General features: G+C 66.4%; 25 protein-coding genes. 15 read left to right on the top strand and 10 right to left on the bottom strand.

The features are described from left to right. Nucleotides 1–5 precede the first annotated feature (5 nt). The 5 genes from RM532_RS02300 to RM532_RS02280 all read right to left on the bottom strand — a co-directional run bounded on the left by RM532_RS02300 (nt 6) and on the right by RM532_RS02280 (nt 3,765). Nucleotides 6–626, bottom strand: a complete 621-nt coding sequence (locus RM532_RS02300) for a PEGA domain-containing protein (RefSeq protein ID WP_311651510.1) — start codon at nt 624–626, stop codon at nt 6–8. 127 nt (nt 627–753) lie between these two features. Then, nucleotides 754–1,665, bottom strand: a complete 912-nt coding sequence (gene xerC, locus RM532_RS02295) for a tyrosine recombinase XerC (RefSeq protein WP_311651509.1) — start codon at nt 1,663–1,665, stop codon at nt 754–756. Nucleotides 1,666–1,674: 9 nt separating this feature from the next. Then, a complete protein-coding gene (locus RM532_RS02290; RefSeq protein WP_311651508.1) occupies nt 1,675–2,382 on the bottom strand; it encodes a DUF484 family protein in 708 nt (235 codons plus the stop codon). 79 nt (nt 2,383–2,461) lie between these two features. Beyond that, nucleotides 2,462–3,295, bottom strand: coding sequence for a diaminopimelate epimerase (gene dapF, locus RM532_RS02285; protein WP_311651507.1), 834 nt, complete (start codon nt 3,293–3,295; stop codon nt 2,462–2,464). Further along, nucleotides 3,292–3,765 carry a copper chaperone PCu(A)C gene (locus RM532_RS02280; protein WP_311651506.1) on the bottom strand — a complete coding sequence of 158 codons (474 nt, stop codon included), beginning with the start codon at nt 3,763–3,765 and terminating at the stop codon, nt 3,292–3,294. Before RM532_RS02280 ends, dapF begins: the two co-directional genes overlap by 4 nt. Before the next feature lie 68 nt (nt 3,766–3,833). On the opposite strand from RM532_RS02280, the gene RM532_RS02275 reads away from it, so the two are divergent. Genes RM532_RS02275 through RM532_RS02265 form a run of 3 tightly spaced genes read left to right on the top strand, consistent with a single transcriptional unit; the run spans nt 3,834 to nt 5,371 of the window. Then, nucleotides 3,834–4,232: a MerC domain-containing protein gene (locus RM532_RS02275; RefSeq protein ID WP_311651505.1), complete on the top strand. Its 399-nt coding sequence runs from the start codon at nt 3,834–3,836 to the stop codon at nt 4,230–4,232. Between the two features lie 5 nt (nt 4,233–4,237). Next, the gene (locus RM532_RS02270) at nt 4,238–4,483 is read left to right on the top strand and encodes a Trm112 family protein (RefSeq protein ID WP_311651504.1); all 246 of its coding nucleotides are present in this window, start codon (nt 4,238–4,240) and stop codon (nt 4,481–4,483) included. 45 nt (nt 4,484–4,528) lie between these two features. Further along, nucleotides 4,529–5,371: a 6-carboxytetrahydropterin synthase gene (locus RM532_RS02265; RefSeq protein WP_311651503.1), complete on the top strand. Its 843-nt coding sequence runs from the start codon at nt 4,529–4,531 to the stop codon at nt 5,369–5,371. On the opposite strand, the gene phaZ is transcribed toward RM532_RS02265, so the two are convergent. Then, on the bottom strand, nt 5,368–6,252 hold the full coding sequence (phaZ, locus tag RM532_RS02260; protein ID WP_349255252.1) for a poly(3-hydroxyalkanoate) depolymerase: 885 nt from the start codon (nt 6,250–6,252) through the stop codon (nt 5,368–5,370). The genes RM532_RS02265 and phaZ overlap by 4 nt on opposite strands. A 271-nt stretch (nt 6,253–6,523) precedes the next feature. After that, entirely contained in the window at nt 6,524–8,236 is a 1,713-nt protein-coding gene (locus tag RM532_RS02255; protein ID WP_311651501.1) for a PHA/PHB synthase family protein, read from the bottom strand. A 150-nt stretch (nt 8,237–8,386) separates the two neighbouring features. On the opposite strand from RM532_RS02255, the gene RM532_RS02250 reads away from it, so the two are divergent. Genes RM532_RS02250 through RM532_RS02240 form a run of 3 tightly spaced genes read left to right on the top strand, consistent with a single transcriptional unit; the run spans nt 8,387 to nt 11,920 of the window. Beyond that, nucleotides 8,387–9,766, top strand: a complete 1,380-nt coding sequence (locus RM532_RS02250; protein ID WP_311651500.1) for a YihY/virulence factor BrkB family protein — start codon at nt 8,387–8,389, stop codon at nt 9,764–9,766. Beyond that, on the top strand, nt 9,763–11,421 hold the full coding sequence (locus RM532_RS02245) for an AMP-binding protein (RefSeq protein ID WP_311651499.1): 1,659 nt from the start codon (nt 9,763–9,765) through the stop codon (nt 11,419–11,421). The genes RM532_RS02250 and RM532_RS02245 overlap by 4 nt, the downstream gene beginning before the upstream one ends. A 10-nt stretch (nt 11,422–11,431) precedes the next feature. Beyond that, nucleotides 11,432–11,920 (top strand): CC0125/CC1285 family lipoprotein, encoded by a 489-nt coding sequence (locus RM532_RS02240; RefSeq protein WP_311651498.1) that lies wholly within the window; start codon nt 11,432–11,434, stop codon nt 11,918–11,920. Between the two features lie 92 nt (nt 11,921–12,012). Here the strand turns inward: RM532_RS02240 and RM532_RS02235 are convergent, their stop codons facing one another. Next, nucleotides 12,013–13,224, bottom strand: coding sequence for a putative manganese transporter (locus tag RM532_RS02235; RefSeq protein ID WP_311651497.1), 1,212 nt, complete (start codon nt 13,222–13,224; stop codon nt 12,013–12,015). 82 nt (nt 13,225–13,306) lie between these two features. Beyond that, nucleotides 13,307–14,170: a hypothetical protein gene (locus tag RM532_RS02230; protein ID WP_311651496.1), complete on the bottom strand. Its 864-nt coding sequence runs from the start codon at nt 14,168–14,170 to the stop codon at nt 13,307–13,309. 34 nt (nt 14,171–14,204) lie between these two features. On the opposite strand from RM532_RS02230, the gene RM532_RS02225 reads away from it, so the two are divergent. The 7 genes from RM532_RS02225 (at nt 14,205) to RM532_RS02195 (ending at nt 20,393) form a co-directional block, all read left to right on the top strand. Next, nucleotides 14,205–14,723 (top strand): hypothetical protein, encoded by a 519-nt coding sequence (locus RM532_RS02225; RefSeq protein ID WP_311651495.1) that lies wholly within the window; start codon nt 14,205–14,207, stop codon nt 14,721–14,723. Nucleotides 14,724–14,873: 150 nt separating this feature from the next. After that, nucleotides 14,874–15,596: a ribonuclease PH gene (gene rph, locus RM532_RS02220; protein WP_311651494.1), complete on the top strand. Its 723-nt coding sequence runs from the start codon at nt 14,874–14,876 to the stop codon at nt 15,594–15,596. Between the two features lie 82 nt (nt 15,597–15,678). Further along, a complete protein-coding gene (gene rdgB, locus RM532_RS02215) occupies nt 15,679–16,281 on the top strand; it encodes an RdgB/HAM1 family non-canonical purine NTP pyrophosphatase (protein WP_311651493.1) in 603 nt (200 codons plus the stop codon). Nucleotides 16,282–16,295: 14 nt separating this feature from the next. Continuing rightward, nucleotides 16,296–17,450 (top strand): radical SAM family heme chaperone HemW, encoded by a 1,155-nt coding sequence (gene hemW / locus RM532_RS02210; protein WP_311651491.1) that lies wholly within the window; start codon nt 16,296–16,298, stop codon nt 17,448–17,450. A gap of 10 nt (nt 17,451–17,460) precedes the next feature. Continuing rightward, entirely contained in the window at nt 17,461–17,649 is a 189-nt protein-coding gene (locus RM532_RS02205; RefSeq protein WP_311651490.1) for a CPXCG motif-containing cysteine-rich protein, read from the top strand. A gap of 137 nt (nt 17,650–17,786) precedes the next feature. Beyond that, nucleotides 17,787–19,061 (top strand): malic enzyme-like NAD(P)-binding protein, encoded by a 1,275-nt coding sequence (locus RM532_RS02200; RefSeq protein ID WP_311651489.1) that lies wholly within the window; start codon nt 17,787–17,789, stop codon nt 19,059–19,061. Between the two features lie 36 nt (nt 19,062–19,097). Beyond that, the gene (locus RM532_RS02195) at nt 19,098–20,393 is read left to right on the top strand and encodes a citrate synthase (RefSeq protein ID WP_311651487.1); all 1,296 of its coding nucleotides are present in this window, start codon (nt 19,098–19,100) and stop codon (nt 20,391–20,393) included. Nucleotides 20,394–20,480: 87 nt separating this feature from the next. On the opposite strand, the gene RM532_RS02190 is transcribed toward RM532_RS02195, so the two are convergent. Then, nucleotides 20,481–20,867 carry a hypothetical protein gene (locus RM532_RS02190; RefSeq protein ID WP_311651485.1) on the bottom strand — a complete coding sequence of 129 codons (387 nt, stop codon included), beginning with the start codon at nt 20,865–20,867 and terminating at the stop codon, nt 20,481–20,483. 90 nt (nt 20,868–20,957) lie between these two features. On the opposite strand from RM532_RS02190, the gene RM532_RS02185 reads away from it, so the two are divergent. Together RM532_RS02185 and RM532_RS02180 are read left to right on the top strand one after the other, a co-directional pair. Further along, on the top strand, nt 20,958–21,545 hold the full coding sequence (locus tag RM532_RS02185; RefSeq protein WP_311651483.1) for a class I SAM-dependent methyltransferase: 588 nt from the start codon (nt 20,958–20,960) through the stop codon (nt 21,543–21,545). 165 nt (nt 21,546–21,710) lie between these two features. Further along, nucleotides 21,711–23,330, top strand: a complete 1,620-nt coding sequence (locus RM532_RS02180; protein WP_311651482.1) for a long-chain fatty acid--CoA ligase — start codon at nt 21,711–21,713, stop codon at nt 23,328–23,330. Nucleotides 23,331–23,368: the final 38 nt, after the last annotated feature.

Genomic DNA, 23,368 nt, shown 5'->3' with positions numbered 1-23,368 from the left:
CGTGCTCACAACCTGCGTTCGAACTGACCTTCCATCGGCGCCACGCGCGAGAAAATGCGATCCACGCGCATCGCAAACGCCTTCGGATCACCGGTTTCCAGCAGGGTCGAACGCTCGGCAAGAAGTTCTGCGTGAAACGCGTCCTCCACCGCTTCGCTGCCGGAGACGCCGGCCAGTTCAGTCAGGTACTCGCCTTTCCCCACGGCCAGGTCAAACTTAATCATGGCTGCATTCAACAGCGAGAATCGCACGATGCGCTGCGCTGGATTCAGACCGGCCTGACCTTCGCGTATCAACTGAACGTGGTAGGAATCCTCGGCGTACCGCACCACCGACCCGGAGAGAATGTCCGTTCCCCATGACAGAACGAACGTCGAATTGATCATGGCAACGTTATTGAACGTCGTCTCGGGTTTGAAGCTCTGACTCTCATACCCGGTTTTTTCAACGCGGATCTCGGGCGGCGTCCCGGCGCGTTGAATGGTCAGCGTCACATCCCCTTCCCCTACGAGGCGACCCTCCCGATATATCTTCGCATCTTCCGGATCAGTCGAAATATGAATGTCATCGCTGGTACCGGTAAATATCGTTGCACAACCGCCCGTTGCCAGCACCAGGAAAATCACACTGAACGCGATCCCGCCTCGACACATAACCCCCTCCAGTCATCACAACACGAAAAACTTCGTGCGAGATGGTACGCACCGGCACAATGTCACGCGAGCGAACCTTTCACCCCGCAGCGTATGCCGGCTAGTCTTCCTCGTGGCCGCGGCGGGCCCGCGGATGCGCCGCGTCGTATACCGCGGCCAGTCGCTGAAAGTCCAGGTGGGTGTAGATCTGGGTCGTGGCGATGTCCGCGTGACCCAATAATTCCTGCACCGCGCGCAGATCGCCACTGGATTCCAGCAGATGGGTGGCGAACGAATGGCGCAGCTTGTGCGGATGCAGGTGGGCGTCCAGCCCTTGACGGCGCCCCCAGATTGCCAGCCGCCGGGCCACGCTGGTCCGGGCCAGCCGACCACCGCGACGGGATACGAACAGAGCCGCTTCGTCCGCCGCCGCCCATTCGGAGCGTGCCGGCAGCCATGCACGCACCGCGGCCACGGCCTTGCGGCCCAGCGGCACCCGGCGCTGCTTGCGGCCCTTGCCCAGAGCCTGGAGTTCGCCACCGGCCAGATCCACGTCGTGCAGGTTCAACCCCACCAGCTCGGCCAGACGCAGGCCGCTGGCGTAGAAGACTTCCATGATCGCCCGGTCGCGCCGGGCAATCGGGTCGTCGGCGTCGATTTCAAGCAGCTGGTGGGTCTGATCGACATCCAGCGTCTTCGGCAGCGGCCGGGCCCGCTTGGGCGCGCGCACCGACCGGGCGGGATTGCTGGCCGCCGCGCCCTCACGGATCAGCCACTTGTAGAAACTGCGCAGGCTGGACAGGAAACGCGCCAGGCTGGCCGGCGAGGCACCGCCGCGGTGACGTGCCGCGACCAGGGTGCGCACATGGTGCAGATCCACCTGCGCCCAGTCGGCAACCCCCTGCGCCTGCAACGCCGTGCGGGCGGCGGTCAGATCACGCCGGTAGGCGGCAACTGTGTGGGGCGAGGCATGGCGTTCGCGCGTGAGGCTGGCGCAGAACCGGTCGACGAGGTTCTCGTCTTCCGTGCTCATGACACCGACTCAGAGGCGCCCCGACCCGAGGTGTCGCCGGCAGGCCGCGGTGATCAGATTGCCCATCAATTCCAGGAACAGCGTGCCCATATCCGGCACGAAGCGACGCGAATCGCGGCTGCCCAGCACCAGGGCGCCCTGCACCTTCTCCTCGCCCAGCGGAATGAGTGCGGCCGATTGCGGCGGGGTATCCCCGGCATCGGCGAACAGTGCCTCCACTTGCTCCTCGGTCAGCGGCCCGCAGATGGGCTTGCCACGCCGGAACAGATTGGTCAGCGCCTGCATGCCTTCGCCATCGCGCGGCAGCGCCTGGATGCCGCCAACATCCGCATCGATGCCGGTGAACCCGATGAACATGGCGTCGACCCTGAGCTCGCGCTTGAGGAATTCGCGCAGACGGGTCACCAGCTGTTCGGCGTCGTCAGCACCCAGTAGCACCCGGGCCAGGCCATTGAGATGCTGTACGCGGGTCTCGTTGTCGCGCGCGGTATCAATGAGCTCACGCAGCCGCGCGTGAGTGTCGTGATTGTCCCGGCGCAGGGACGCCACTTGGCGTTCGATCAGCGATACCGCGCTGCCGGTGTCATGGCGCACGTCCAGCGCCTCGAGCACCGCCGGATGGCGCTGCAGGAAATCCGGATTGGCCTGCAGATAGGCCGCCACCTCGGCTTCGTCCAGCGTCGGGACGGGATCCTGATCGGCCTTGGGTTCGCTCATCGACATCACCTTGAAACTGACTGCGCTTGTGCCCGAATGGTTACGATTCAACGGCCATCATGGTTGCCGGCCATTTCATCTATATCGGCCACCGACCGTCGAAGACATGCGTGGCGGGTCCGGTCAGATACACCGGCTCGCCTTCCCCCGCCCAGCTTACCGCGAGTTGCCCGCCGGGCAAGTCCACCCGCACCGTTTCGTCCAGCCCGTGAAACAGCCGACCCGCGATCATGGCCGCACAGGCCCCGCTGCCACAGGCCCGGGTTTCACCCACGCCACGCTCGAATACCCGCAGCGCGACATGCCCCGGCCCGTGGATCGCCATGAAACCCACATTGACCCGCGCCGGAAACCGGGGATGGCGCTCCACCGCCGGCCCCTGCACCGATACCGGCGCGCTGTCCACGTCATCGACCACCATCACCGCATGCGGATTGCCGATGGCCAGGGCGTGCACCGTCAGTTCGCGGCCGCCGTCCATGGCCAGTTTGTACGCCGGTTCACGTTGCGGGGCGTCAAACGGGATATCGGCCGGTTCGAATACCGGCACACCCAGGTCCGCCCGGACCTGGTCGTCGGCGGCAATGGCCAGCGTCATGCGGCCGGCGACGGTGGCCACCACCAGCGGATTGCGCTGGCTCAGGCCGCGGTCGCGCACGAAGCGGGCGAAACAGCGGGCGCCATTGCCGCACTGGCCGGATTCGGAGCCGTCGGCGTTGTAGATGCGGTAACCGAAATCCACATCCGGGGCCGGCGGCGGTTCGACCACCAGAATCTGGTCGCAACCGACGCCCAGACGGCGGTCGGCCACGGCCCGGGCCAGTTCCGGTGTCATCGTCAGGGGTTCGCGGGTGGCATCGAACACGACGAAGTCGTTGCCCAGCCCGTGCATCTTGGCGAAGTCGCGGCTCATGAGTCGGCCGGGGCGGCACGGCGGTAGGTGGCCTCGAAGCGGCGCGTGGCCTCTCCGGCCGCACCGCATTGCAGATCGAACACTACCGCGTCGCCGGCGGCCGGCGCCTCGGGCGGCGCGGACAGCATCAGATGCGCCCCCCCCGGACGCAGTGTCACCCGCTCACCGGGACCGACCGAGAGTTCATCGAGATGCGCCATGCTCGCCTGGCCGTCGCGATCGACCGTTTCGTGCAGCATCACGCGCTTGAAATCGGAACTGGTCACGCCGCTGACGATCACCCGGCGATTCCCCGGGTTGTGCAGTTGGAAATAGGCCGCCTGCATGGGCGCGCCGGGCGGTGGCAGCCTCACCCAGGGGGCTTCTACGCGCAGGTCGCCGCAATCCGGCGCGGGCGCCCGGGTGCAGGCCGCCGCGATCACGAGGCAGCCCAGCCCGATCAGGGCAGCACGGTGGTGGAAATTCGGCATTCAACGTGTCCTGCGTGCCGTCACATTTCGTTATACTATCGCATCAACACTCGCGCGAGCGGCCTACCATGCGGCTTGGAACAGCAAAACTCGACGGCCTGGCGGTGGCATTTTCCGCCATCTGCCTGGTGCACTGCCTGATGCTGCCGGTGGCCGTGACCATGATGCCCGTGCTGGGCGCCACGCTCAGCCACGGCGCGTTCCATGATCTGATGCTGATCGTGGTACTGCCCACCAGCCTGATCGCCTTCGGCATCGGCTGTCACCGCCACCGCAGCCGCGGCGTGGCCGCGCTGGGCGGCTTGGGTCTGGCCATGCTGATCGTGGCGGCGCTGGCGGTGGACAGCGTCTGGGGCGAACACGCCGAACGCTCGATCACCATGGTCGGGGGCCTGGTGCTGGCGGCCGCCCATATCCTGAATTTCCGCCTCTGCCGGCGGGCCGACTGTCCCGACCACTGCCACTGATCGCCGTGGACCGGCACCTGCTCGATGTTCTGGTCTGCCCGGTCACCGGCGCGGCCGTTCAGCGCCTGGACGCCGACGAACGCGATCGCATCAATGCCCGCATCCGGACCGGCGAAGCGCGCTACGTCGACGGCACGGTGGTCGATGAAGCGCTGGACGAGGCGCTGATCACCGACGACCGGCACACCATCTACCGGATCGACGACGGGATTCCCGTGATGCTGCCCGACCGCGGCATCGCCTGCGAGTAGAGCCGACCGGCCCTGAATCCGCAGCCATCCCGGCTCGCACCAGTCATGCAACTGTTTGTCGATCAAATCACCGTCATCGACTGCGGCGTTCTCGACCGCCTGCGCGGCCTGATGGGCGTGAGCTGGATCGTGGACCTGAGCCTGACCGGCGAGATCGACACCCATACCGGCATGATCGTGGACTTCGGCCCGGTCAAGACGCTGGTCAAGCAGCGCCTGGATGCCCTGGTGGACCATCGCCTGCTGGTACCCGGCCAGGCCACTGGCCTGGGTCGAGCCGACACTGATGAGGGGCTGTCCCTGCATTTCCACGACGACGCCGGCTACCGGGTGGACTATCTGGCCCCGGCCGACGCCGTCTGCGTCCTGCCCACCGAAACCATCGAACCCGCCGTGGTCGCGGCGCTGCTGGAAGCCGATCTGCGGCCACGGCTGCCCGACCGGGTCAGCGGGTTGTCGCTGACCCTGCGCGAGGAAATCATCCACGGGGCCGAATACCAGTACTGCCACGGCCTTGCCGCCCACGACGGCAACTGCCAGCGGCTGGCTCACGGCCATCGCTGCCGGCTCGAGATCGAGGTGGACGGCCAGCCCAGTCCGACCCACGCGCAACGCTGGTCACGGCAGTGGCGCCAGGTGTTTCTTGGCAGCCGGGAACATCTGATCGGGGACGCCAGTGTCACCCGCTACCGGTTCGGCTACACCGCCGAACAGGGCCGTTTCGAGCTGGAACTGGACGCCCGCCGCTGTGTGCTGCTGGATGGCCCCAGCACGGTGGAGAACATTGCCCGGCACATCGCCGAACAACTCAAACGGGAACAGCCCGACCGCCGGTTCCGGGTCCGCGCCTTCGAGGGCGTGAACAAGGGTGCAGTCGCAGAAAGCTAACCTGCCGCCTGCAGCGCCGGCATCACCTCTCCATCCTCGGGCAGCCCGCGCTCCAGGAAATAATCCTGCGGATCGGTACCGTCGTAACGACGCTCCTGCACGAAACGCCGGATGATCGCGGCGCATTCGTTGGCGCGTACCACCAGGAACAGATGGCCGCCGCCGCGGATCACGTGCAGATAGGACTTCGGGATCAGCCAGTACAGCAGCCGCACATTGCCCAGCGGAATCAGCGGATCGTCGTCGCCGCCCATCACCAGCGTCGGGCAGCGCAGCCGGTGCAGTTTGTGGGCACTGGTCCAGTAGGCACCAGCCAGCAACTGATAGATGTAACCACGCATCGAAGGCGGCCGGGTGAGCGAACCATGGCGCTCGATCAGTTCCGGACGCCGTCGCATCAGCCCGCCATAGATCTCGGGCGCCACCTCGGCCAGATAGTTGCGGGACACGTAACGCTTGGGGGTGATCATGCGCATCAGCACGCCCGGGCGGGCCGGCAGCGCGATCATCCCGGCCGAGGTGGCCGCCAGCACCAGACGGTTGGTGCGTTCCGGGAACTGCAGCGCGAACTGCTGGGCCATGGCCCCGCCCCAGGACACCCCGGCCACGTTGACCGCCCCGGGATAGCCCAGGGTATCCAGCAGCTTGACCGTCATCCGGGCGAGGCCGGAAAAGCGCTTGGGCCAGCGGGTGGGCGGGGACTCACCGGTTCCCGGCATGTCGAAGATGATCAGCTCCATGTCATCCAGCGCATCCATCAGCGGCTGGACGATGTCGAGATTGGCGCCGATGCCGTTGAACAGCAGCAGCGGCCGCCCTCGGCCGCTGCGGGTGGCCACTCGCAGGCGAATGCCGTCGACCTCGACGAACTCCACCTGCATGGCGCGGTTCCGGGTCAGGGCCCCGGCCGACGTGGTCGCCGACTTCCTGCCACCGGCGGGCTTGACCATGGCTACCATCCCGCAAATCTCCTGGATCGAAATCAGGTCGTACTGACGGTATCGGCGGGCGTGGCGCTGGCTGCACGGGTGCGGACCGGATCGATCATGATCCGGGTCCGCTGATGATGAAACGCCTTCCCCCGACGTGTGATTCGAGCCTACGCAAACCCCGGGGGCTCGGCAAGCCAACGGAAACCGTCGTTACCGAAGGCTATTTCTGAAAGACGTAGCGACCCGGGGCTGGATCGGTCGGCGGGTAGTCGCGGCTGCCCAGCGCGGTCGGGGCCGCTACCGTGGGCCCGCCGTGGCGGCGCACCCAGTCCAGCCAGGGAATCCACCAGGAGCCCTTGTGGGCCTGCGCGCCGGTCAGCCAGTCGCCGGCATCCTGATCGTAGTCGTCGTTGGTGAAGTAGCGGGCCCGCGTGTTGGTGGGCGGGTTGACGATCGACTGGATGTGTCCGGACGAGGACAGCACGAAGCGGACATCCCCGCCGAACAACTGCGTCGAGCGGTAGCAGGCCTGCCAAGGGGTGATGTGATCGGTCTCCCCGGCAATGATGAACACATCGCAGGTGACCTGCGACAGATCGATGGGCGTGCCCAGCAGCTTGAGGCTGCCCGGCCGCAGCAGCGGATTGTCGCGGAACAGATTGAGCAGATCGGCGTGGAACTGGGCCGGCAGGCGGGTGGTGTCGTTGTTCCAGTAGAGGACATCGAACGCTGGCGGGTCGTTGCCCATCACGTAGTTGTTGGCCACGAAATTCCACACCAGGTCCTCCGGCCGCAGCCAGGCGAAGGCGCGGGCCATTTCGGCGCCGTCCAGCACGCCTCGGGTGCGGCTGCGCAGGATCGCGGCATTGATCGCGGTGTCGCTGGAGAAAAGCCCCAGTAGCGTGCGGGCCCGAGTATCCAACACCGTGACCAGCAGCGTCAGACAGGCGATCTTGTCGCCCTCGCCGGCCGCAACCATGTGCGCCAGAAGTACTGCCGCCGTAAAGCCCCCGGCGCAGGCGGCCATGACCTTGGCCGAGGGCGCACCGGTAATTTTCAGTACCGCGTCGATGGCTTCCTTGGCGGCGGACACGTAGGTGTCCATCCCCCAGTCGCGCTGGGCCGCAGTCGGGTTGCGCCAGGACAGCACGAACATGGGCTGGCCGTGGTCCACGGCGAAGCGCACGAAACTCTTGTCCTCGTTGAGATCCACGATGTAGTACTTGTTGATCTGCGGCGGGATCAGCACCACCGGGGTGGTATCCACCTCGGCGGTGGTGGGCACGTACTGAATCACCTCGCACACCGCGTTGCGGAACACCACCGCGCCGCGTGTACTGGCCAGATTGCGGCCCACCTGGAACGGGCGCGGGTCCACCTGGCTGGGCATCCCGCCATTGCGGGCCAGATCTTGGGCCAGATTGCGCAGGCCGCGCACCACCGACAGTCCGCGGGTGCGGCGGGCGTTGTCCACGAACCCGGGATTGCCCAGCGGATTGTTCACCGGCGCGGCCGCGGCCAGCACCTGGTTGAGCACGAATCGGGCGCGCTCCATGTCCTCGTCGTCACCGTCGATGCTGTCGAGAATGTCAACCAGGCTCCGCGACCAGGCCAGATAGGTCTGCATCAGGCGGCGGTAGTAGCCGCTGCGCTGCCAGATGGCGTGCTGGAAACGCCGGTCGCCGGCCTCCGGCGCGATCTGCGAGCGGCCGGCCAGGATCGCTATCAGTTCGCGGGCGAAGCGCCACTCGTGGCGGGCGACGGTAAGCGGATTCAGCGACAGCAGCCGCAGCAGCCGCGACACCGCATCGAGCAGGTCCTGACGGGTAATGCCCACCACCGGATTGGCCCCGAGCGCGCTCTCGGCCGCCGGGCGTGCGGGGTCGGCGGGTGATGCCGTGCCGTTCGAAGCCTTGCTGGTTGACGCTGCCATGCCTGTCCGTGTCGATGAAACCGCGAGCCGAAACGCGCTGACCCGGCCGCGATAGGCTAGCACCGGAGCCAGACCCCCACCAGCAGCCCCGGCAAGCCGCCGTTGACGTGTTTACAATGGGTTGATGCCGTCGTCGATCCCATCACGCGCATGATCCGCAATCTGATACAGCAGGGCGAGAACTGGGTGTGGGGCACGCCCCCCCGAGACCTGGCAGCCCCGCGCCGCTGGGCAGTGATCGCCGCACGCCTGGTGCATGTGCTGATCCGCGACATATTCGACGGCCAGATCACCATGCGGGCGATGGGCCTGGTCTATACCACCCTGCTGTCGCTGGTGCCGCTGCTGGCGCTGAGCTTCTCTCTGCTCAAGGCCTTTGGCATCCACAACGCCCTGCAACCGGTGCTGTTGCGCTTTCTGGCGCCCATCGGCGATGGGGCGACCGAGATCGCCGAGACCATTATCGGCTTCGTCGAGAACATCAAGGTAGGGGTGCTGGGCGTGGTTGGCCTGGGCCTGCTGCTCTACGGCGTGATCTCGCTGATCCAGAAGGTCGAAGGCGGCTGCAACTACATCTGGCAGGTGCGCCAGCCCCGCAGTCTGGGCCGGCGTTTCTCCGAATACCTGAGCGTGCTGATCGTCGGCCCGCTGGTCATCCTCAGCGCCACCAGCATGACCGCCTCAGTGACCAGCAACGCGCTGGTCCAGCAGATCGCGGCGATCGAGCCCTTCGGCACCACGCTGCTGCTGATCGGCAAGCTGCTACCGTTCTTCCTGTACAGCGCGGGCTTCACCTTCCTGTTCCTGTTCATGCCCAACACTCGGGTTCGGCTGCTGCCGGCCGCTGCCGGCGGCATGTTCTCCGGCGTGCTGTGGCAGACCGCGAGTCTGGCGTTTGCCGGCTTTGCCAGCGGCGCGAGCAACGTCAACGCTATCTATTCCAGCTTCGCACTGCTGATCTTCCTGCTGATCTGGCTGTACGTGTCGTGGCTGATCATGCTGCTGGGCTGCCGCGTGGCCTTCCTGCTGCAGCATCCGGAACAGCTGAATCGGGGCGACTACCCACCCCGGCTGGGCGCGGCCCGGGAGGAGTCGCTGGCACTGCAGATCATGGCCCAGATCGGCCATCGCTACATCGGCGCCCGGCCGCCCTGGCAGCAGGACGAACTGGCTCATTACCTGCACGCGGTGCCCGCCCATGTCTATGACATCGTCGACCGCCTTACCCGCGCGGGTCTGCTGGCCGAGACCGGCTCCAACGACGGCGGCGTGCTCCCGCGCCGCGACATCGACAACCTGACCGTGGAGACGGTGCTGGACGCCGTTCGCGCCAGCAAGGAAATCCTGATCGTCGCGCCGCGGGAGGACCGCGTGCAACAGCGCGTGGCCGAAACCCTGAGACAACTGCAGGACGCCCGGGCCAGCGCCCTGGGCGGCATGACCATCCGGCAACTGGCTGCCGGCGGCGCGGAGACCGTTCCGTCGCCGGCACCCGTTACCCCTCATCAACAAGCCGAGGAATCCGCATGAACCGCGTCTGGCTCGACCATTATCCGGCAGGCATCGGTTTCGACGTCGATACCGAACGCTATCCTTCCCTGGCCGCCGCGCTGGAGGACAGCTGCGACCGATTCGCCGACCGTACCGCCTTCACCAACATGGACACCGCGCTCAGCTACGGCGACGTGCAGCGACTGTCGCGCGACTTCGCGGCTTACCTGCAAACCGAACTGGGCATGGGCAAGGGCGATCGTATCGCCATCATGATGCCCAACTGCCTGCAGTACGTGGTGGCGCTGTTCGGGGCCATCCGGGCGGGTCTGGTGGTGGTCAACGTCAACCCGCTGTATACGGCCCGCGAGTTGGAACATCAGCTCGCCGACTCCGGCGCCGAAGCGATCGTGGTGATGGAGAATTTCGCCGCGACCCTGGAGAAGGTGAAGGACACGGTACCGGTCAAGACCGTGATCACCACCCAGCTGGGAGACATGCTCGGCTTTCCCAAGCGCCTGCTGACCAACCTGGTGGTCAAGCATGTCAAGAAGCTGGTGCCCAAGTGGGATCTGCCGGAGGCGGTGGATTTCGGTCAGGTGCTGACCAGCGGGGCGCGGGCGGACTTCAACCCGCCCGAACTCGGCCACGACGACCTGGTGTTCCTGCAGTACACCGGCGGCACCACCGGACCGGCCAAGGGAGCGATGTTGTCGCACGGCAATCTGGTGGCCAATCTGCAGCAGTGCCACGCGTGGTTCCAGCACTACGTCAACACCGATACCGAAGAGGTCATCATCACCGCCCTGCCGATGTATCACGTGTTCGCGCTGACGGTGAACACGCTGATCTTCTTCACCCTGGGCGGCAAGAACGTGCTGATTACCAATCCGCGCGACATGCCCGGCTTCGTCAAGGAGCTGGGCAAGCACCCGTTCACCGCCATCACCGGCGTGAACACGCTGTTCAACGGTCTGCTGAACACGCCCGGATTCGAAGCACTCGACTTCTCCACCCTCAAGTTCACCATGGGCGGCGGCATGGCCGTGCAGAAGCCGGTGGCCCAACGCTGGAAACAGGTCACCGGCGTGCCCATTGTGGAGGGTTACGGGCTGTCCGAAACCTCCCCGGTGGCGACCTGTAACCGGCTGGATCTGGAAGAGTTCAACCACGCCATCGGCCTGCCGATTCCCGGCACCGACGTTGCTATCCGCGACGATGACAACAACGACGTACCCATGGGCGAATCCGGTGAGCTGTGCATCAAGGGCCCGCAGGTGATGCAGGGCTACTGGAACAAACCCGAGGCCAACGAGGAAGCGTTCTCGCCCGACGGTTACTTCCGCACCGGCGACATCGCCCGTATGGACGAGAAGGGCTACTTCTACATCGTCGATCGCAAGAAGGACATGATCCTGGTCTCCGGATTCAACGTGTTTCCCAACGAGATCGAGGACGTGGTGGCCGGACATCCCGGCGTGCTCGAGGGTGCCGCCATCGGCGTGCCCGACGACAAGTCCGGCGAGGCGGTGAAGCTGTTCGTCGTCAAGAAGGATCCCGGCCTGACCGAACAGAGTGTGCGGGACTTCTGCAAGGAAAACCTCACCGGCTACAAGCAGCCGAAGTACGTCGACTTCATCGACGAGGTGCCCAAGTCGCCGGTCGGCAAGATCCTGCGTCGGCAGCTGCGCTGAGGCAGCGGCCTTGCGGCTGGCGCCGCTGATCACAGCGGGCGCCTGCCTGCTCGGCAGCGCCTGCACCTCGGCACCGACCGGTTACCGGCCCGCCGCCGGGCCGGACGACGCGGGCTACCGGACCACCGACCTCGGCGACGGCCGCTGGCATATCCATGTTCGCGGCAATGCCTGGACCGCCAACGAACGACTCGTGGACCTGTGGCAGTTGCGCGCTGCCACGCTCGCGCTGGAACAAGGTGCCAACGGATTCAGGACCGACGCCGCCCCACGCCTGCGCCCGGCCTTCGTCATGCCCCAGTTCGGCGCGGCCAGCGGCGGCTACCGGCCCGGGTTCCAGACGTCCGGACAACCGCCCAGCGTGGACCCGTCACGCCAGCGGGTGGCCGAGGGAGTTATCCGGTTATCGGGTCAATCCGGCACAACCTCCGCAGTGGCCATCTGCGAGCGGCTTGCGCCGCGTTTTCCTCCGGCCGACTGCCGATCCGGCAAGCAGTAGGACCGGATTCATCCAATCGGTTGATCCCGGCACTCGCGGGCGATCGAAGCGGTGCCATGAATGGCGCCCTACACGAAGACGCTTCCAGACCATCAACCCAGCAGAAAGTAGGCCCCGTAGCCGACAATCAACGCCGGCACCCCGGTGTAGAGCGTGGCCACCAGCGCCGCCCGCGGCGCCAGGGCCAGGGCCGGGAACAGGGCATCGCCGTCGTTGCTGATGGCGTTGCCCAGCAACGCCGCCATGGGGATGGCGCCGGTCAGATAGAGCGTGGTCACGATGATCTGCGGTCCGCAGCCGGGCAGGAAACCCACCAGTACCGCCAGCAGTGGCGTCAGCGGTGCCCACACCGCAAACCACGCACCCAGGTCGGCCCCGGTGAAATGCACGCCCAGCTCGAACATCAGGAAGGCGGCAATCACCCAGACGGTGACGAAGTTGGTGTCGTTGACCACCCGCGATACCAGACTCGGCCGGTCTTCACGCCGGTCATTGGGATTGGCCGCCGCGTAAGTGTGGCCGGGATCGGACGACAGGTACATCGACCACATCAGCAGACAGGCCATGCCACCAACAAAGCCCAGCATGGTGACCGGCCGGAACTCGGCCAGGGGGCCGAACCAGGTATTCGGCTCCAGCTGGATGGCAATCGGAACCGCCATCACCACGCCGGGCACCATCAGCATCATCCAGACTGCGCGCAGCCCGCGAACATCGCGTGACCGTGCGGGCAGTCGCTCGGCGGCATCAACCTCGGCCTCGCCCTCATCCGAGCGGCGACGCATGAAATCCCGACCGTGAATGGCCTCGAGAATGTAGCCGCTGATCGTGCCCACCCCCATGCCCAGGGCGAATACCGCCATGCCGGTCAGAGGCTCCTGCGCCAGCAACAGGAAGGCCGCGTCGCCCATGGTGGCGGTAAGCACGGCGACCAGCGCCCCGAAGCCGACCTGGCCGTTGACGTACTGGGTGACCACGACAATCGCCCCGCCGCAGCCGGGCAACGCGCCCAGGAATGCGGCGACCGGCACCTGCGCCCGGGGATGGCGGGCCAGCAGGTCGGCACTGTCCACCCGGAACAGCCGCTCCAGCCCGTAGATGATGATGAGAGTGCCGGCCACGAACACGCTGACCTGCAGGTAGGCCTCGCTGATCGTGTCGATGATGATGGTGCCCACCTCGGGGAACCGCCAGCTCAGCAACAACAGCCCCACCGGCACGAGAACGCGCCAGGAAATTGCTTGTCGGCCCCATTGCTGGAGATCCAGCAGGCCCTGTTTGGCGGCGAGGATGGCGGCGGTCATGGAGCCGGGTGTGACAAATTCAGCTTGGGCATAATTTCGCACCCAATGCTAGGCGACGCGACACGCAAATGCAACGATTCCGTCAGTCCCGGGGCGCGTCCGCGGACGGCGGCGGATAGGCGCCGGCAAGGCGCTCGGCCGCCGCCGTCAGCGTGTCCGCCAGCACTACCGGCAGGGCCCGGTTGACCCAGCGCATGCCCGGCTGGTCGTGCAACGCCAGGTAGGCGTAGACGTCCGCATCGCTGACCTCCCGGTGGGCATAGAGCAGCATGGTCGGCAGCTGCGACGGCAACCGCTCGCGCAGCGACTCCCGGGTCTGATCCAGCATGCGGGCACGGTTTTCGACCGACACTTCATAGTCAGCCGGCACCACTTCGTTGCGGGCCGCCACCATCCCGCGCAGCATGCCGGCGTTGAATTCGATCTGCAGGTCCACCAGCTGCATCTCCGAGATCAACTCGCGCATGCGCGCCAGGCGCGGCTCCTCGGCCGGATCGCGGGGCTGCTGGAGAAACGCCTGGAACCCGGTGGCGAACGCCTCGGTTTCCGCCGCCTGTTCGTTGGCCACCATGCGGCCGACCAGGGGATCACCCACCGTCTCGGCCGCCACTGCGAGCTTGCCGGTCTGGTCCCGCTCGACCGCACGCTGCTGCAACCGCTGCGCCATGTCCTGCGCCAGCCGCTCCGGCGCGTAGATCTGGTCGATGACCGCATCCAGCTGCCGACGCTTGTCGGCGGGTACCGTCGCCGGCAGATTCGAGTCGAGCGAATCACGGATAATGGGCCCCACCTGGGCCAGCATGCCGTCCAGATCGTAGGTCCGGATGATGCGCTCGGCCTGGCTGTTATCGGCCGCCGCGCCGCCGCCAAAGGGCCAACCGGCACAGCCGGCGAGGCCGGCAATCAGACACAACGAAACGGCACCCGGAACAAACCGTTGAAACATGAAAAACCCTTGCCGCAGAGGATGAAAGAATCGCATGACAGCCGCGGACCCGATGATGTCAGAAACCGATGTGCTGCGCTGGCGGGATGTTGACCAGGACGCCCTCGTCACACTCTGGCACCACTACGGCCTGACGGTGCATACGGTTGCCCCGGCCGAGGCCATCCCCGGCAGCTTCTGGGGTGACGAGGAGTCCGGCCTGGTGGCTAACCGACTGTACCTGCGCGCCGACACCCCGGTGCATTCCGCGCTCCACGAAGGCGGGCATTTCGTCTGCATGGACGACCGCCGCCGCACCGGCCTGGACACCGACGCCGGCGGCGACTACGACGAGGAAAACGGCGTGTGCTACCTGCAACTGCTGCTGGCCGATCACCTGCCCGACGTGGGCCACGCCAGACTCTGCCGGGACATGGACCGCTGGGGCTACAGCTTCCGGCTGGGCTCGACCGCGGCCTGGCTCGAGCAGGATGCCGAGGATGCCCTGGCCTGGCTTCAGGCACACGGGATACTGGACCAGGCTGGACGCCTTACTTGGCGCTGCCGCGTCTGAATCGGGCTGGCGCCATAAAATGGCGCCCTACAACCGGGCGGTAGGACGCGATTCATCGCGCCTGCCCAAAGTGCCGCCCAACGCCGAGTCCCGAGTCCCGAGTCCCGCCCGTTGCTATACTCCGCGCCCATTCAACGGCGGAACGGGCTTGTGAGCTTCCGACCCAGCGGCCGCGCAGCCGACGAGCTGCGTGCCATCGAATTCCAGCGCCACTTCACCATGCACGCCGAAGGGTCGGTGCTGGTGAGCTTCGGCGACACCCGGGTGATCTGCACCGCCAGCATCGAGGACCGCGTGCCGCCCTGGCTGCGCAACAGCGATCAGGGCTGGGTGACGGCCGAGTACGGCATGCTCCCGCGCGCCACCAACACCCGCGGCGGGCGCGAGGCCGCCCGCGGCAAACAGGGCGGCCGCACGGTGGAAATCCAGCGGCTGATCGGACGCAGCCTGCGGGCCGTGCTGGACATGAAGGCACTGGGCCAGCGCACCGTCACCCTGGACTGCGACGTCATCCAGGCCGACGGCGGCACCCGCACTGCGGCGATCACCGGCAGCTACGTGGCGCTGGTGGATGCGGTCAGCCGGCTACGCAAGCAGGGCAAGCTCAAGAGCAATCCCATCCATGGGCAGATCGCCGCCGTATCGGTGGGGGTGTTCGACGGCCAGCCGGTGCTCGACCTCGACTACGCCGAGGACTCCCGGGCCGAAACCGACATGAACGTGATCATGAACGAGGCCGGTGCCTTCGTGGAAATCCAGGGTACGGCCGAGGGCCATGCCTTCCGGCGCGAGGAACTCGATGCGATGCTCGGGCTCGCGGAGAAGGGCATCGGGGAGTTGACGGCGCTGCAACAGCAGGCGCTGGCGGACTAAGCGCGCGAGACCGCGCTTAGCTGTTTCGGGTTTTAGGTTTCGTGTTTCATGTTGACGCTGTCGATTGCAACGGAGTCCGGCGATGACCGACGCGAAAAAACTCGTCCTCGCCTCCAGCAACGCCGGCAAGCTGGCCGAACTGCAGGCGATGCTCGACGGCAGGGGCATCGAGGTGTTGCCGCAATCGGCTTTCGACGTACCCGACGCCCCGGAAACCGCCCCCACTTTTGTGGAAAACGCCCTGATCAAGGCTCGGCACGTGGCCGGCGCCACCGGCCTGCCGGCGCTGGCGGACGATTCCGGGCTGTGCGTGGATGCGCTGGACGGCGCCCCGGGGGTGCATTCGGCCCGCTACGCCGGCGAACACGGCAACGACGAGGCCAATAACGCCAAGCTGCTGTCGGCGCTGTCCGGCCTCGACCCGAACCAGCGCGAGGCGCATTTCCACTGCACGGTGGTATTGGTCCGGCATGCCGAGGATCCGGACCCGGCCATCGCCCAGGGCCGCTGGGCCGGGCGCATTCTCGACATCCCCCGAGGCGAGGGCGGCTTCGGCTACGACCCGCTGTTCTGGGTTCCCGCCGAAAGCGCCAGCGCCGCCGAACTGGCGCCCGAGCACAAGAATCACGTCAGCCACCGGGGCCAGGCCATGCGCGCCCTGCTGACACTGCTGGGATCCGCCTGAGCGGCACCGCCACCATGCCCGCCGACCGAGATCGCATCCCGCTTGCCCTTTACGTGCACCTGCCATGGTGCGTACGCAAGTGCCCCTACTGCGACTTCAACTCCCACCGCGCCCCGGCGCAGCTGCCGGAAACCGATTACGTCGACGCCCTGATCCGGGACCTCGACCACGACCTGCCCCTGGCCGGTGGACGCCCGCTGGTCTCCATCTTCTTCGGCGGCGGCACGCCCAGCCTGTTCTCCGCCGAGGCGATCCAGCGGATTCTCGACTCGGTGCGGGCCCGACTGCCGCTGGCCACGGACTGCGAGATCACGCTGGAGGCCAATCCCGGCGCGGCGGAGCAGGCGCGCTTTGCGGGTTTCCGCCAGGCCGGGGTGAACCGGTTGTCGATCGGCGTTCAGAGCCTGAACGACCAGGCGTTGCAGCGGCTCGGCCGCATCCATGACGCCGCCGCTGCCCGCGACGCCGTGGCATCCGCTCGCGCTGCCGGGTTCGACAACTTCAATCTCGACCTGATGTACGCCCTGCCGACGCAGTCGACGACCGACGCCGACGCCGACCTGCAGGCGCTGCTGTCCACGGCCCCGCCGCATGTCTCCCGCTACCAGCTGACGCTGGAGCCCGGTACGGCGTTTCACGCCCGCCCCCCGACCCTGCCCGACAGCGAAGCAGCCTGGACCATGCACCGCCGCGGCGCCCGGGCGCTGACCACGGCCGGCCTGCGCGCCTACGAGATTTCGGCCTGGGCCCGCCCCGGCTTCGAGAGTCGCCACAACCGCAACTACTGGCTGTTCGGCGACTATCTCGGTATCGGCGCCGGGGCGCACGGCAAGCTCACCGACCGCGAGGGGCATATTCTCCGCCGCGCCAAGCAGCCGCTGCCCAATCTCTATCGGCGCGATCCGGTCACTCCGGCGGCCGAGCACCGGGTGGCGCCGGACGACGCCCGGTTCGAATTCCTGATGAACGGGTTGCGCCTGACCGATGGTTTCGATCGCCACTGCTTCGAGACCCGCACCGGTGGCGACTGGGCCCGGCTTCTGCGCGAACTGGCTCCGGCGATGGATCGCGGCCTGGTGGAATCACACGCCGGTGGTGTGCGCTGCACCGCCCTGGGCGGCCGGCATCTCGACACCCTGCTGACCGACCTGCTGCCCAGCGCGGCCTGACGCCGTATCGATGCTCGACGAAACCCGCATCGACTGCCCCTACTGCGGCGAGGCCCAGACTCTGCTGGTGGATGCCTCGATGGGCGATGCCTGTTACATCGAGGATTGCCAGGTCTGCTGCCAGCCGATGCGGGTCAGCATCGCCCTGTTCCACCCGGACGAAGCGGCCGTCGTGCGCGTGCAGCGCGAGGACGATTGACCGGGCGGATTGCCCCCACCACCCGAGTGAGTGGTCGCGGGCCACCACGCTCGTTATAATTCGATGTTGCGGCGCAGCGCGCCGCGTTTTCGTTTGTCACCTCGGGACACGCCGTCCCTCCGACCGCAAACAGGTTCATGGCCGAGTATTCACGCAAACAGGAAGCGCTGGATTACCACGAGTTCCCCCAGCCGGGGAAGCTGGCAATCTCGGTCACCAAACCGTTCACCACCTACGAGGAGCTGTCGCTGGCCTACAGCCCCGGGGTGGCGGAGCCGGTCAAGGCGATCGCGGCCAATCCCGAGGATGCCTTCCGCTACACCTCCAGGGGCAACCTGATCGCGGTGATCACCAACGGTACCGCGGTGCTGGGTCTGGGCAACACCGGGGCCCTGGCCAGCAAGCCGGTGATGGAAGGCAAGGCGGTGCTGTTCAAGAAGTTCGCCGACGTCAACGTGTTCGACATCGAGGTGGACGCCGACAATCCGGATGATTTCGTCGATACTGTGGCGCGCATCGCACCCACCTTCGGCGGCATCAACCTGGAAGACATCGCCGCGCCCCACTGCTTCGAGATTGAGACCCGGTTGATCGAGCGCCTGGACATCCCGGTGTTCCACGATGACCAGCACGGCACCGCGATCATCGTGGCGGCCGGCCTTAAGAACGCACTGGACCTGCAGGGCAAGCGCCTGGAAGACGCCGTCATCGTCTGCATGGGCGCGGGCGCGGCCGGCGTGGCCTCGATGAAACTGCTGCTGGAAATGGGGGCGAAGCTGGACAACGTGTTCATGCTCGATCGCAAGGGCGTGATCCACAGCGACCGCGACGACTTGACGCCTCAGAAGGCCGAATTCGCCACCAGGACGAATCTGCGCACGGTCGACGACGCGATGCGCAATGCCGACGTGTTCATCGGCCTGTCCGGCCCGGACACCGTCACCCAGGACATGATCCGGGCGATGCCGCCGCGGCCGGTGGTGTTCGCGCTGTCCAACCCCAATCCGGAGATTTCCCCGGAGCTGGCCATGGCCGCGCGCGATGATCTGATCATGGCCACCGGCCGCAGCGACTACCCGAACCAGATCAACAACGTGCTCGGATTCCCGTATATTTTCCGGGGTGCGCTCGACGTGCGTGCCCGTCGCATCAACACCACGATGCACATCGCCGCCGCCAATGCGCTACAGGCACTGGCTCGCGAGCCAGTGCCCACCAGCGTACTGGAGGCACATGACCAGACCTCGATGGCTTTCGGGCCGGAATACATCATTCCCAGCCCGTTCGATCCGCGCCTGATCGACTTCATCCCGGCCGCCGTTGCAGCCGCTGCGGTGGAGACCGGGGTGGCGCGGACCGGTTATCCCAAGCACTATCCGCAGCCCGCCGTGGCAACACCGGGCACGGACTAGGCCATCGCCAAGCGTTCAATCGGGAGACTTCAAGGTATGTCGAAAAAGGCCTTTACGCTGACCAATCCGGAATCGGGCGTCACGTCCGAACTGCCCGTGGTGGAGGGCACTGTCGGCACGCCTGCGGTGGATGTCAGCCGGATCAACGCCGAGCACGGCGTGTTCACCTACGATCCAGCATTCACCGCCACTTGCAGCACGCAGTCGGACATCACCTATATCGATGGCGCCGAGGGCATCCTGCTGTATCGGGGCTATCCGGTGGACCAGCTGGCGGAAAACTCGAGCTTCCTCGAGGTGGCCTATCTGGTGCTCTACGGCGAACTGCCCACCACACCACAGCTGGACGAGTTCGTGGGCGCGATCACGCAGCACACGATGCTCAACGAGTCGCTTAGCAAGTTCTTCGACGGCTTCCACTACGACGCCCATCCGATGGCCATGATGACCGGCATCGTGGGCTCGCTGTCGGCGTTCTACCACGACACCACCGACATCCGCGATGACGGCCACCGGGAAATCTTCGCCCGGCGCATGATCGCCAAGATGCCGACCATCGCCGCGGCGGCCTACAAGCATTCCGTGGGCCAGCCCAAGATGTACCCGCGCAACGACCTCGACTACACCTCGAACTTCCTGCACATGCTGTTCGCGGTGCCGGCCGAGACCTACGAGGTCGACCCGATCGCGGCCAAGGCGCTGGACGTGCTGTTCATCCTGCATGCCGACCATGAGCAGAACGCCTCCACCTCGACAGTACGCATGGCCGGCTCCACCGGCACCAATCCCTACGCGGCCATTGCCTCCGGCATCGCGGCCCTGTGGGGGCCGGCCCACGGCGGCGCCAACGAGGCGGTGCTGAACATGCTGGGTGAGATCGGCGACATCTCCCAGGTGCCGAGATACCTGGAGAAGGCCAAGGACAAGGACGACCCGTTCCGCCTGATGGGCTTCGGCCACCGCGTGTACAAGAACTTCGACCCCCGCGCCACCATCATCCGCGGCTACTGCCACGAGGTGCTGCAGCACCTGGGCATCGAGAACCATCCGCTGTTCGAGCTGGCGATGGAACTGGAACGCATCGCGCTGGAAGACGACTACTTCAAGGAGCGCAAGCTCTACCCGAACGTCGACTTCTACTCCGGCATCATCTACCAGGCGCTGGGTATTCCCATCAACATGTTCACGTCCATGTTCGCCATCGCCCGGACGGTCGGCTGGGCAGCCCACTGGTGCGAAATGCAGAACGACCCGGCGATGCGCATCGCCCGGCCGCGGCAGATCTACACCGGCAGTCCCAAGCGCAGCTACACGCCCATCGATCAGCGGTAGTCATGATTCCCTCTCCCGCTCTCGGGAGAGGGCCGGCGGCCGAAGTCCCCTCACACTGACTCTCTCCCCGGCGGAGAGAGAACGCCCTTATTCGGACGCTCGGGGCGACTCGGGATCCGGCTGACAGTACACGGCCGGCTCCGCGCTACCGTCCTCGATCGGCGTCTCCCTGCCCTCGCCGCTTTCCCGGCACAGGGCCTGGCGACGGCGGCGCTCCGCGGCCTCGAAGTCGCGTTCCGCCCGGTACTTGCGCTTGGCATCCTGCAGCCGCTCGATATCCTGCGACAGCGCATCCGGTTGATCGCTGAAACCGTCGCCGCCGCGCAGCGGCTGATCCACTTCCTCGAAGGCATCCACCGGCTTGATCGGCGTCTGCCGAGGTTCATCCTTCTCCGAATCCGGGCCCATGACGCAGGCCCCTAGCAGTAGCGCCAGGGCCATGCTCGCAACCGTTTTGTTCAACTTCTTGCTCATGGTCGCGAGTATACCGGTCGTTGGGGCGTCACGGTTCTGTCACCCGCAGGCCATACAAACGTCGCAACACCCACCACGAACAACACCCTCATGTGGAATGCCGACAGCCGCCTGCTGGTGAAACTCTGGCTGAAAACCCCGCTGCGAATCGCCACCGCCGCGCCGAGCGGCCAGGACGTGTGCGCCGCGATGGTGGAACCCGTCGACCCCGAGGCCCCCGGCTGGATGGTGGAACTCGGCGGCGGCACCGGGCCGGTCACCCGGGCCCTGATCGACCACGGCATCCCGCCCGAGCGGCTGCTGGTGGTGGAGAACAACGCCGAGCTGCACCGCCTGCTGCAGGAACGCTTCCCCCAGGTGACCGCCGTCAACGGCGACGCCGGCTCGCTGGACGCCATCCTGTCCGCCCACGGCGCCACGCCGGTGCACACGGTGATTTCCACCCTGCCGATCCTGACCATGCCGGCCGCGCTGCAGCGGCGCATTCTCGACAGCGCGTTCGCGGCCATGGGCCCGGGCGGCCGCTTCCTGCAGATCACCTACATGCCGGGCTCGCCCGTCCCCAAGCGCCGCCTGCGGCAATGGGGCTATCAGGCCGAGGTGGCACGTTTCATCGCCCGCAACTTCCCGCCGGCCACCATCTGGTGCTATCAGCGGCAGGAAAACCGGGCCGGCTGACAAACCGAATAACGAACACCCTCGCTCCCGCCCGCGGGCAGTAAGGGAAGACTAGCGGCCCCGCGCGTTTCCACAAGACCCTGCCGGTCCGAGTAGTGGACGCCGCGGCCGTTGGCGTGTGAACCTTCCGGCGATAACCGCAGAAAACACTCCGGAGGAGACACAATGCAATCGACCATGATGACTCGCCCACTGTTGCTGGACGACATCCTGGAGCGCGCCGCGCGCCAGTATCCGGACACCGAAATCGTGTCCAACATGCCGGACAAGTCGCGTCATCGCTACACCTACCGGGACTTCTACAAGCGCGCCCGGCAGCTGTCTCAGGCGCTGGTGAACGCCGGCCTGAAGCGCGAAGAACGAGTGGCCACGCTGATGTGGAACCACTACGCGCATCTGGAAGCCTACTTCGGCATTCCCGGCGCCGGCGGCGTGCTGCACACGCTGAACCTGCGGCTGGCGCCGGATGACATCGCCTGGATCGCCAACCACGCCTCCGACCGCTTCCTGATCGTGGACGACGTGCTGCTGCCGCTGCTCGAGAAGTTCGCCGACAAGGTCAACTTCGAGCGCATCTTCGTGGTGTCGCTGACCGATCAGGCGATCCCGGAAGGCATGGAGTCCTACGAGGACTTCATCAGCGAGCCCGCGGACGACTTCGTCTATCCGGACAAGGACGAAAACGACGGCTGCGGCATGTGCTACACCTCGGGCACCACCGGCAACCCCAAGGGCGTGCTCTACTCGCATCGCTCCACCTGCCTGCACAGCCTGGTCTCCGCCCTGCCCGACGGCATGGCGCTGTCGGCCCGGGACTGCGTGCTGCCGGTGGTACCGATGTTCCACGCCAACGCCTGGGGCCTGCCCTACTCGGCCACCCTGTGCGGCCTGAAGCAGGTCTTCCCCGGCCCGCACATGGACGCGCCAAGCCTGCTGGAGCTGTTCGAGGAGGAAAAGGTCAACCTGGCCGGGGGCGTGCCCACCATCTGGATGGCCATCATCGAGGCGCTGGAAGCCGAACCCCAGCGCTGGAAGCTGCCGAAGATGCGCATGCTGGTCGGCGGCTCGGCGGTGCCGGAGTCCATGATCCGCCGCTTCGACAAGTTCGACCTGTCGATCATCCAGGCCTGGGGCATGACCGAGACCTCCCCGCTGGCCTCCATGGCCCGCCTCAAGCCGGCCTTCGACGACGCCGACGAGGACGCCCGCTACAAGCAGCGGGCCACCGCCGGCTTCGCCGCCCCGTTCGTGGATGTGCGCATCCAGGACGACGACGGCAACATCCTGCCCTGGAACGGCGAGGATGTCGGCGAAATCCAGTGCAGCGGCCCGTGGATCACCGCCAAGTACTTCGACCTCGACAAGAGCGAGGACAAGTTCACCGACGACGGTTGGCTGCGCACCGGCGACATCGCCGCCATCGACAGGCACGGCTACATCCGGATCACCGACCGCACCAAGGACGTGATCAAGTCCGGCGGCGAGTGGATTTCCTCGGTGCAGCTGGAAAACGAGATCATGGCGCACGACAAGGTGGCCGAAGCCGCCGTCATCGCGCGCCCGCATCCCAAGTGGGGCGAGCGCCCGCTGGCCTGCGTGGTGAAGAAGTCCGGGGCCGACCTGACCGCCGACGAAGTCATGAACTTCCTGCGCGGCCGCATGGAGAAGTGGATGCTGCCCGAGGCCGTGACCTTCATCGACGAGGTGCCCCGCACCTCCACCGGCAAGTTCAACAAGCTGGGCCTGCGTCAGCAGTTCGAGGATTGGGACTGGGAAGCGGCCTAGCCGCTTCTCGTCGCCGCCGCAGGATGCGATGCACGCGG

Origin of the sequence: Spectribacter hydrogenoxidans (assembly GCF_031846275.1) — a bacterium.
Taxonomy (GTDB): domain Bacteria; phylum Pseudomonadota; class Gammaproteobacteria; order Nevskiales; family Salinisphaeraceae; genus Spectribacter; species Spectribacter hydrogenoxidans.
The sequence above is the reverse complement of the archived record's forward strand: the minus strand, read 5'-3'. Positions and strand labels throughout refer to the sequence as shown.

Coding starts and splice junctions, on each gene's coding strand:
- xerC (WP_311651509.1), bottom strand. CDS start 1,665: ATGAGCACGGAAGACGAGAACCTCGTCGACCGGTTCTGCGCCAGCCTC.
- RM532_RS02290 (WP_311651508.1), bottom strand. CDS start 2,382: ATGAGCGAACCCAAGGCCGATCAGGATCCCGTCCCGACGCTGGACGAA.
- dapF (WP_311651507.1), bottom strand. CDS start 3,295: ATGAGCCGCGACTTCGCCAAGATGCACGGGCTGGGCAACGACTTCGTC.
- RM532_RS02280 (WP_311651506.1), bottom strand. CDS start 3,765: ATGCCGAATTTCCACCACCGTGCTGCCCTGATCGGGCTGGGCTGCCTC.
- RM532_RS02275 (WP_311651505.1), top strand. CDS start 3,834: ATGCGGCTTGGAACAGCAAAACTCGACGGCCTGGCGGTGGCATTTTCC.
- RM532_RS02265 (WP_311651503.1), top strand. CDS start 4,529: ATGCAACTGTTTGTCGATCAAATCACCGTCATCGACTGCGGCGTTCTC.
- phaZ (WP_349255252.1), bottom strand. CDS start 6,252: ATGCAGGTGGAGTTCGTCGAGGTCGACGGCATTCGCCTGCGAGTGGCC.
- RM532_RS02255 (WP_311651501.1), bottom strand. CDS start 8,236: ATGGCAGCGTCAACCAGCAAGGCTTCGAACGGCACGGCATCACCCGCC.
- RM532_RS02250 (WP_311651500.1), top strand. CDS start 8,387: ATGATCCGCAATCTGATACAGCAGGGCGAGAACTGGGTGTGGGGCACG.
- RM532_RS02245 (WP_311651499.1), top strand. CDS start 9,763: ATGAACCGCGTCTGGCTCGACCATTATCCGGCAGGCATCGGTTTCGAC.
- RM532_RS02235 (WP_311651497.1), bottom strand. CDS start 13,224: ATGACCGCCGCCATCCTCGCCGCCAAACAGGGCCTGCTGGATCTCCAG.
- RM532_RS02230 (WP_311651496.1), bottom strand. CDS start 14,170: ATGTTTCAACGGTTTGTTCCGGGTGCCGTTTCGTTGTGTCTGATTGCC.
- RM532_RS02225 (WP_311651495.1), top strand. CDS start 14,205: ATGACAGCCGCGGACCCGATGATGTCAGAAACCGATGTGCTGCGCTGG.
- rdgB (WP_311651493.1), top strand. CDS start 15,679: ATGACCGACGCGAAAAAACTCGTCCTCGCCTCCAGCAACGCCGGCAAG.
- hemW (WP_311651491.1), top strand. CDS start 16,296: ATGCCCGCCGACCGAGATCGCATCCCGCTTGCCCTTTACGTGCACCTG.
- RM532_RS02205 (WP_311651490.1), top strand. CDS start 17,461: ATGCTCGACGAAACCCGCATCGACTGCCCCTACTGCGGCGAGGCCCAG.
- RM532_RS02200 (WP_311651489.1), top strand. CDS start 17,787: ATGGCCGAGTATTCACGCAAACAGGAAGCGCTGGATTACCACGAGTTC.
- RM532_RS02195 (WP_311651487.1), top strand. CDS start 19,098: ATGTCGAAAAAGGCCTTTACGCTGACCAATCCGGAATCGGGCGTCACG.
- RM532_RS02190 (WP_311651485.1), bottom strand. CDS start 20,867: ATGAGCAAGAAGTTGAACAAAACGGTTGCGAGCATGGCCCTGGCGCTA.
- RM532_RS02185 (WP_311651483.1), top strand. CDS start 20,958: ATGTGGAATGCCGACAGCCGCCTGCTGGTGAAACTCTGGCTGAAAACC.
- RM532_RS02180 (WP_311651482.1), top strand. CDS start 21,711: ATGCAATCGACCATGATGACTCGCCCACTGTTGCTGGACGACATCCTG.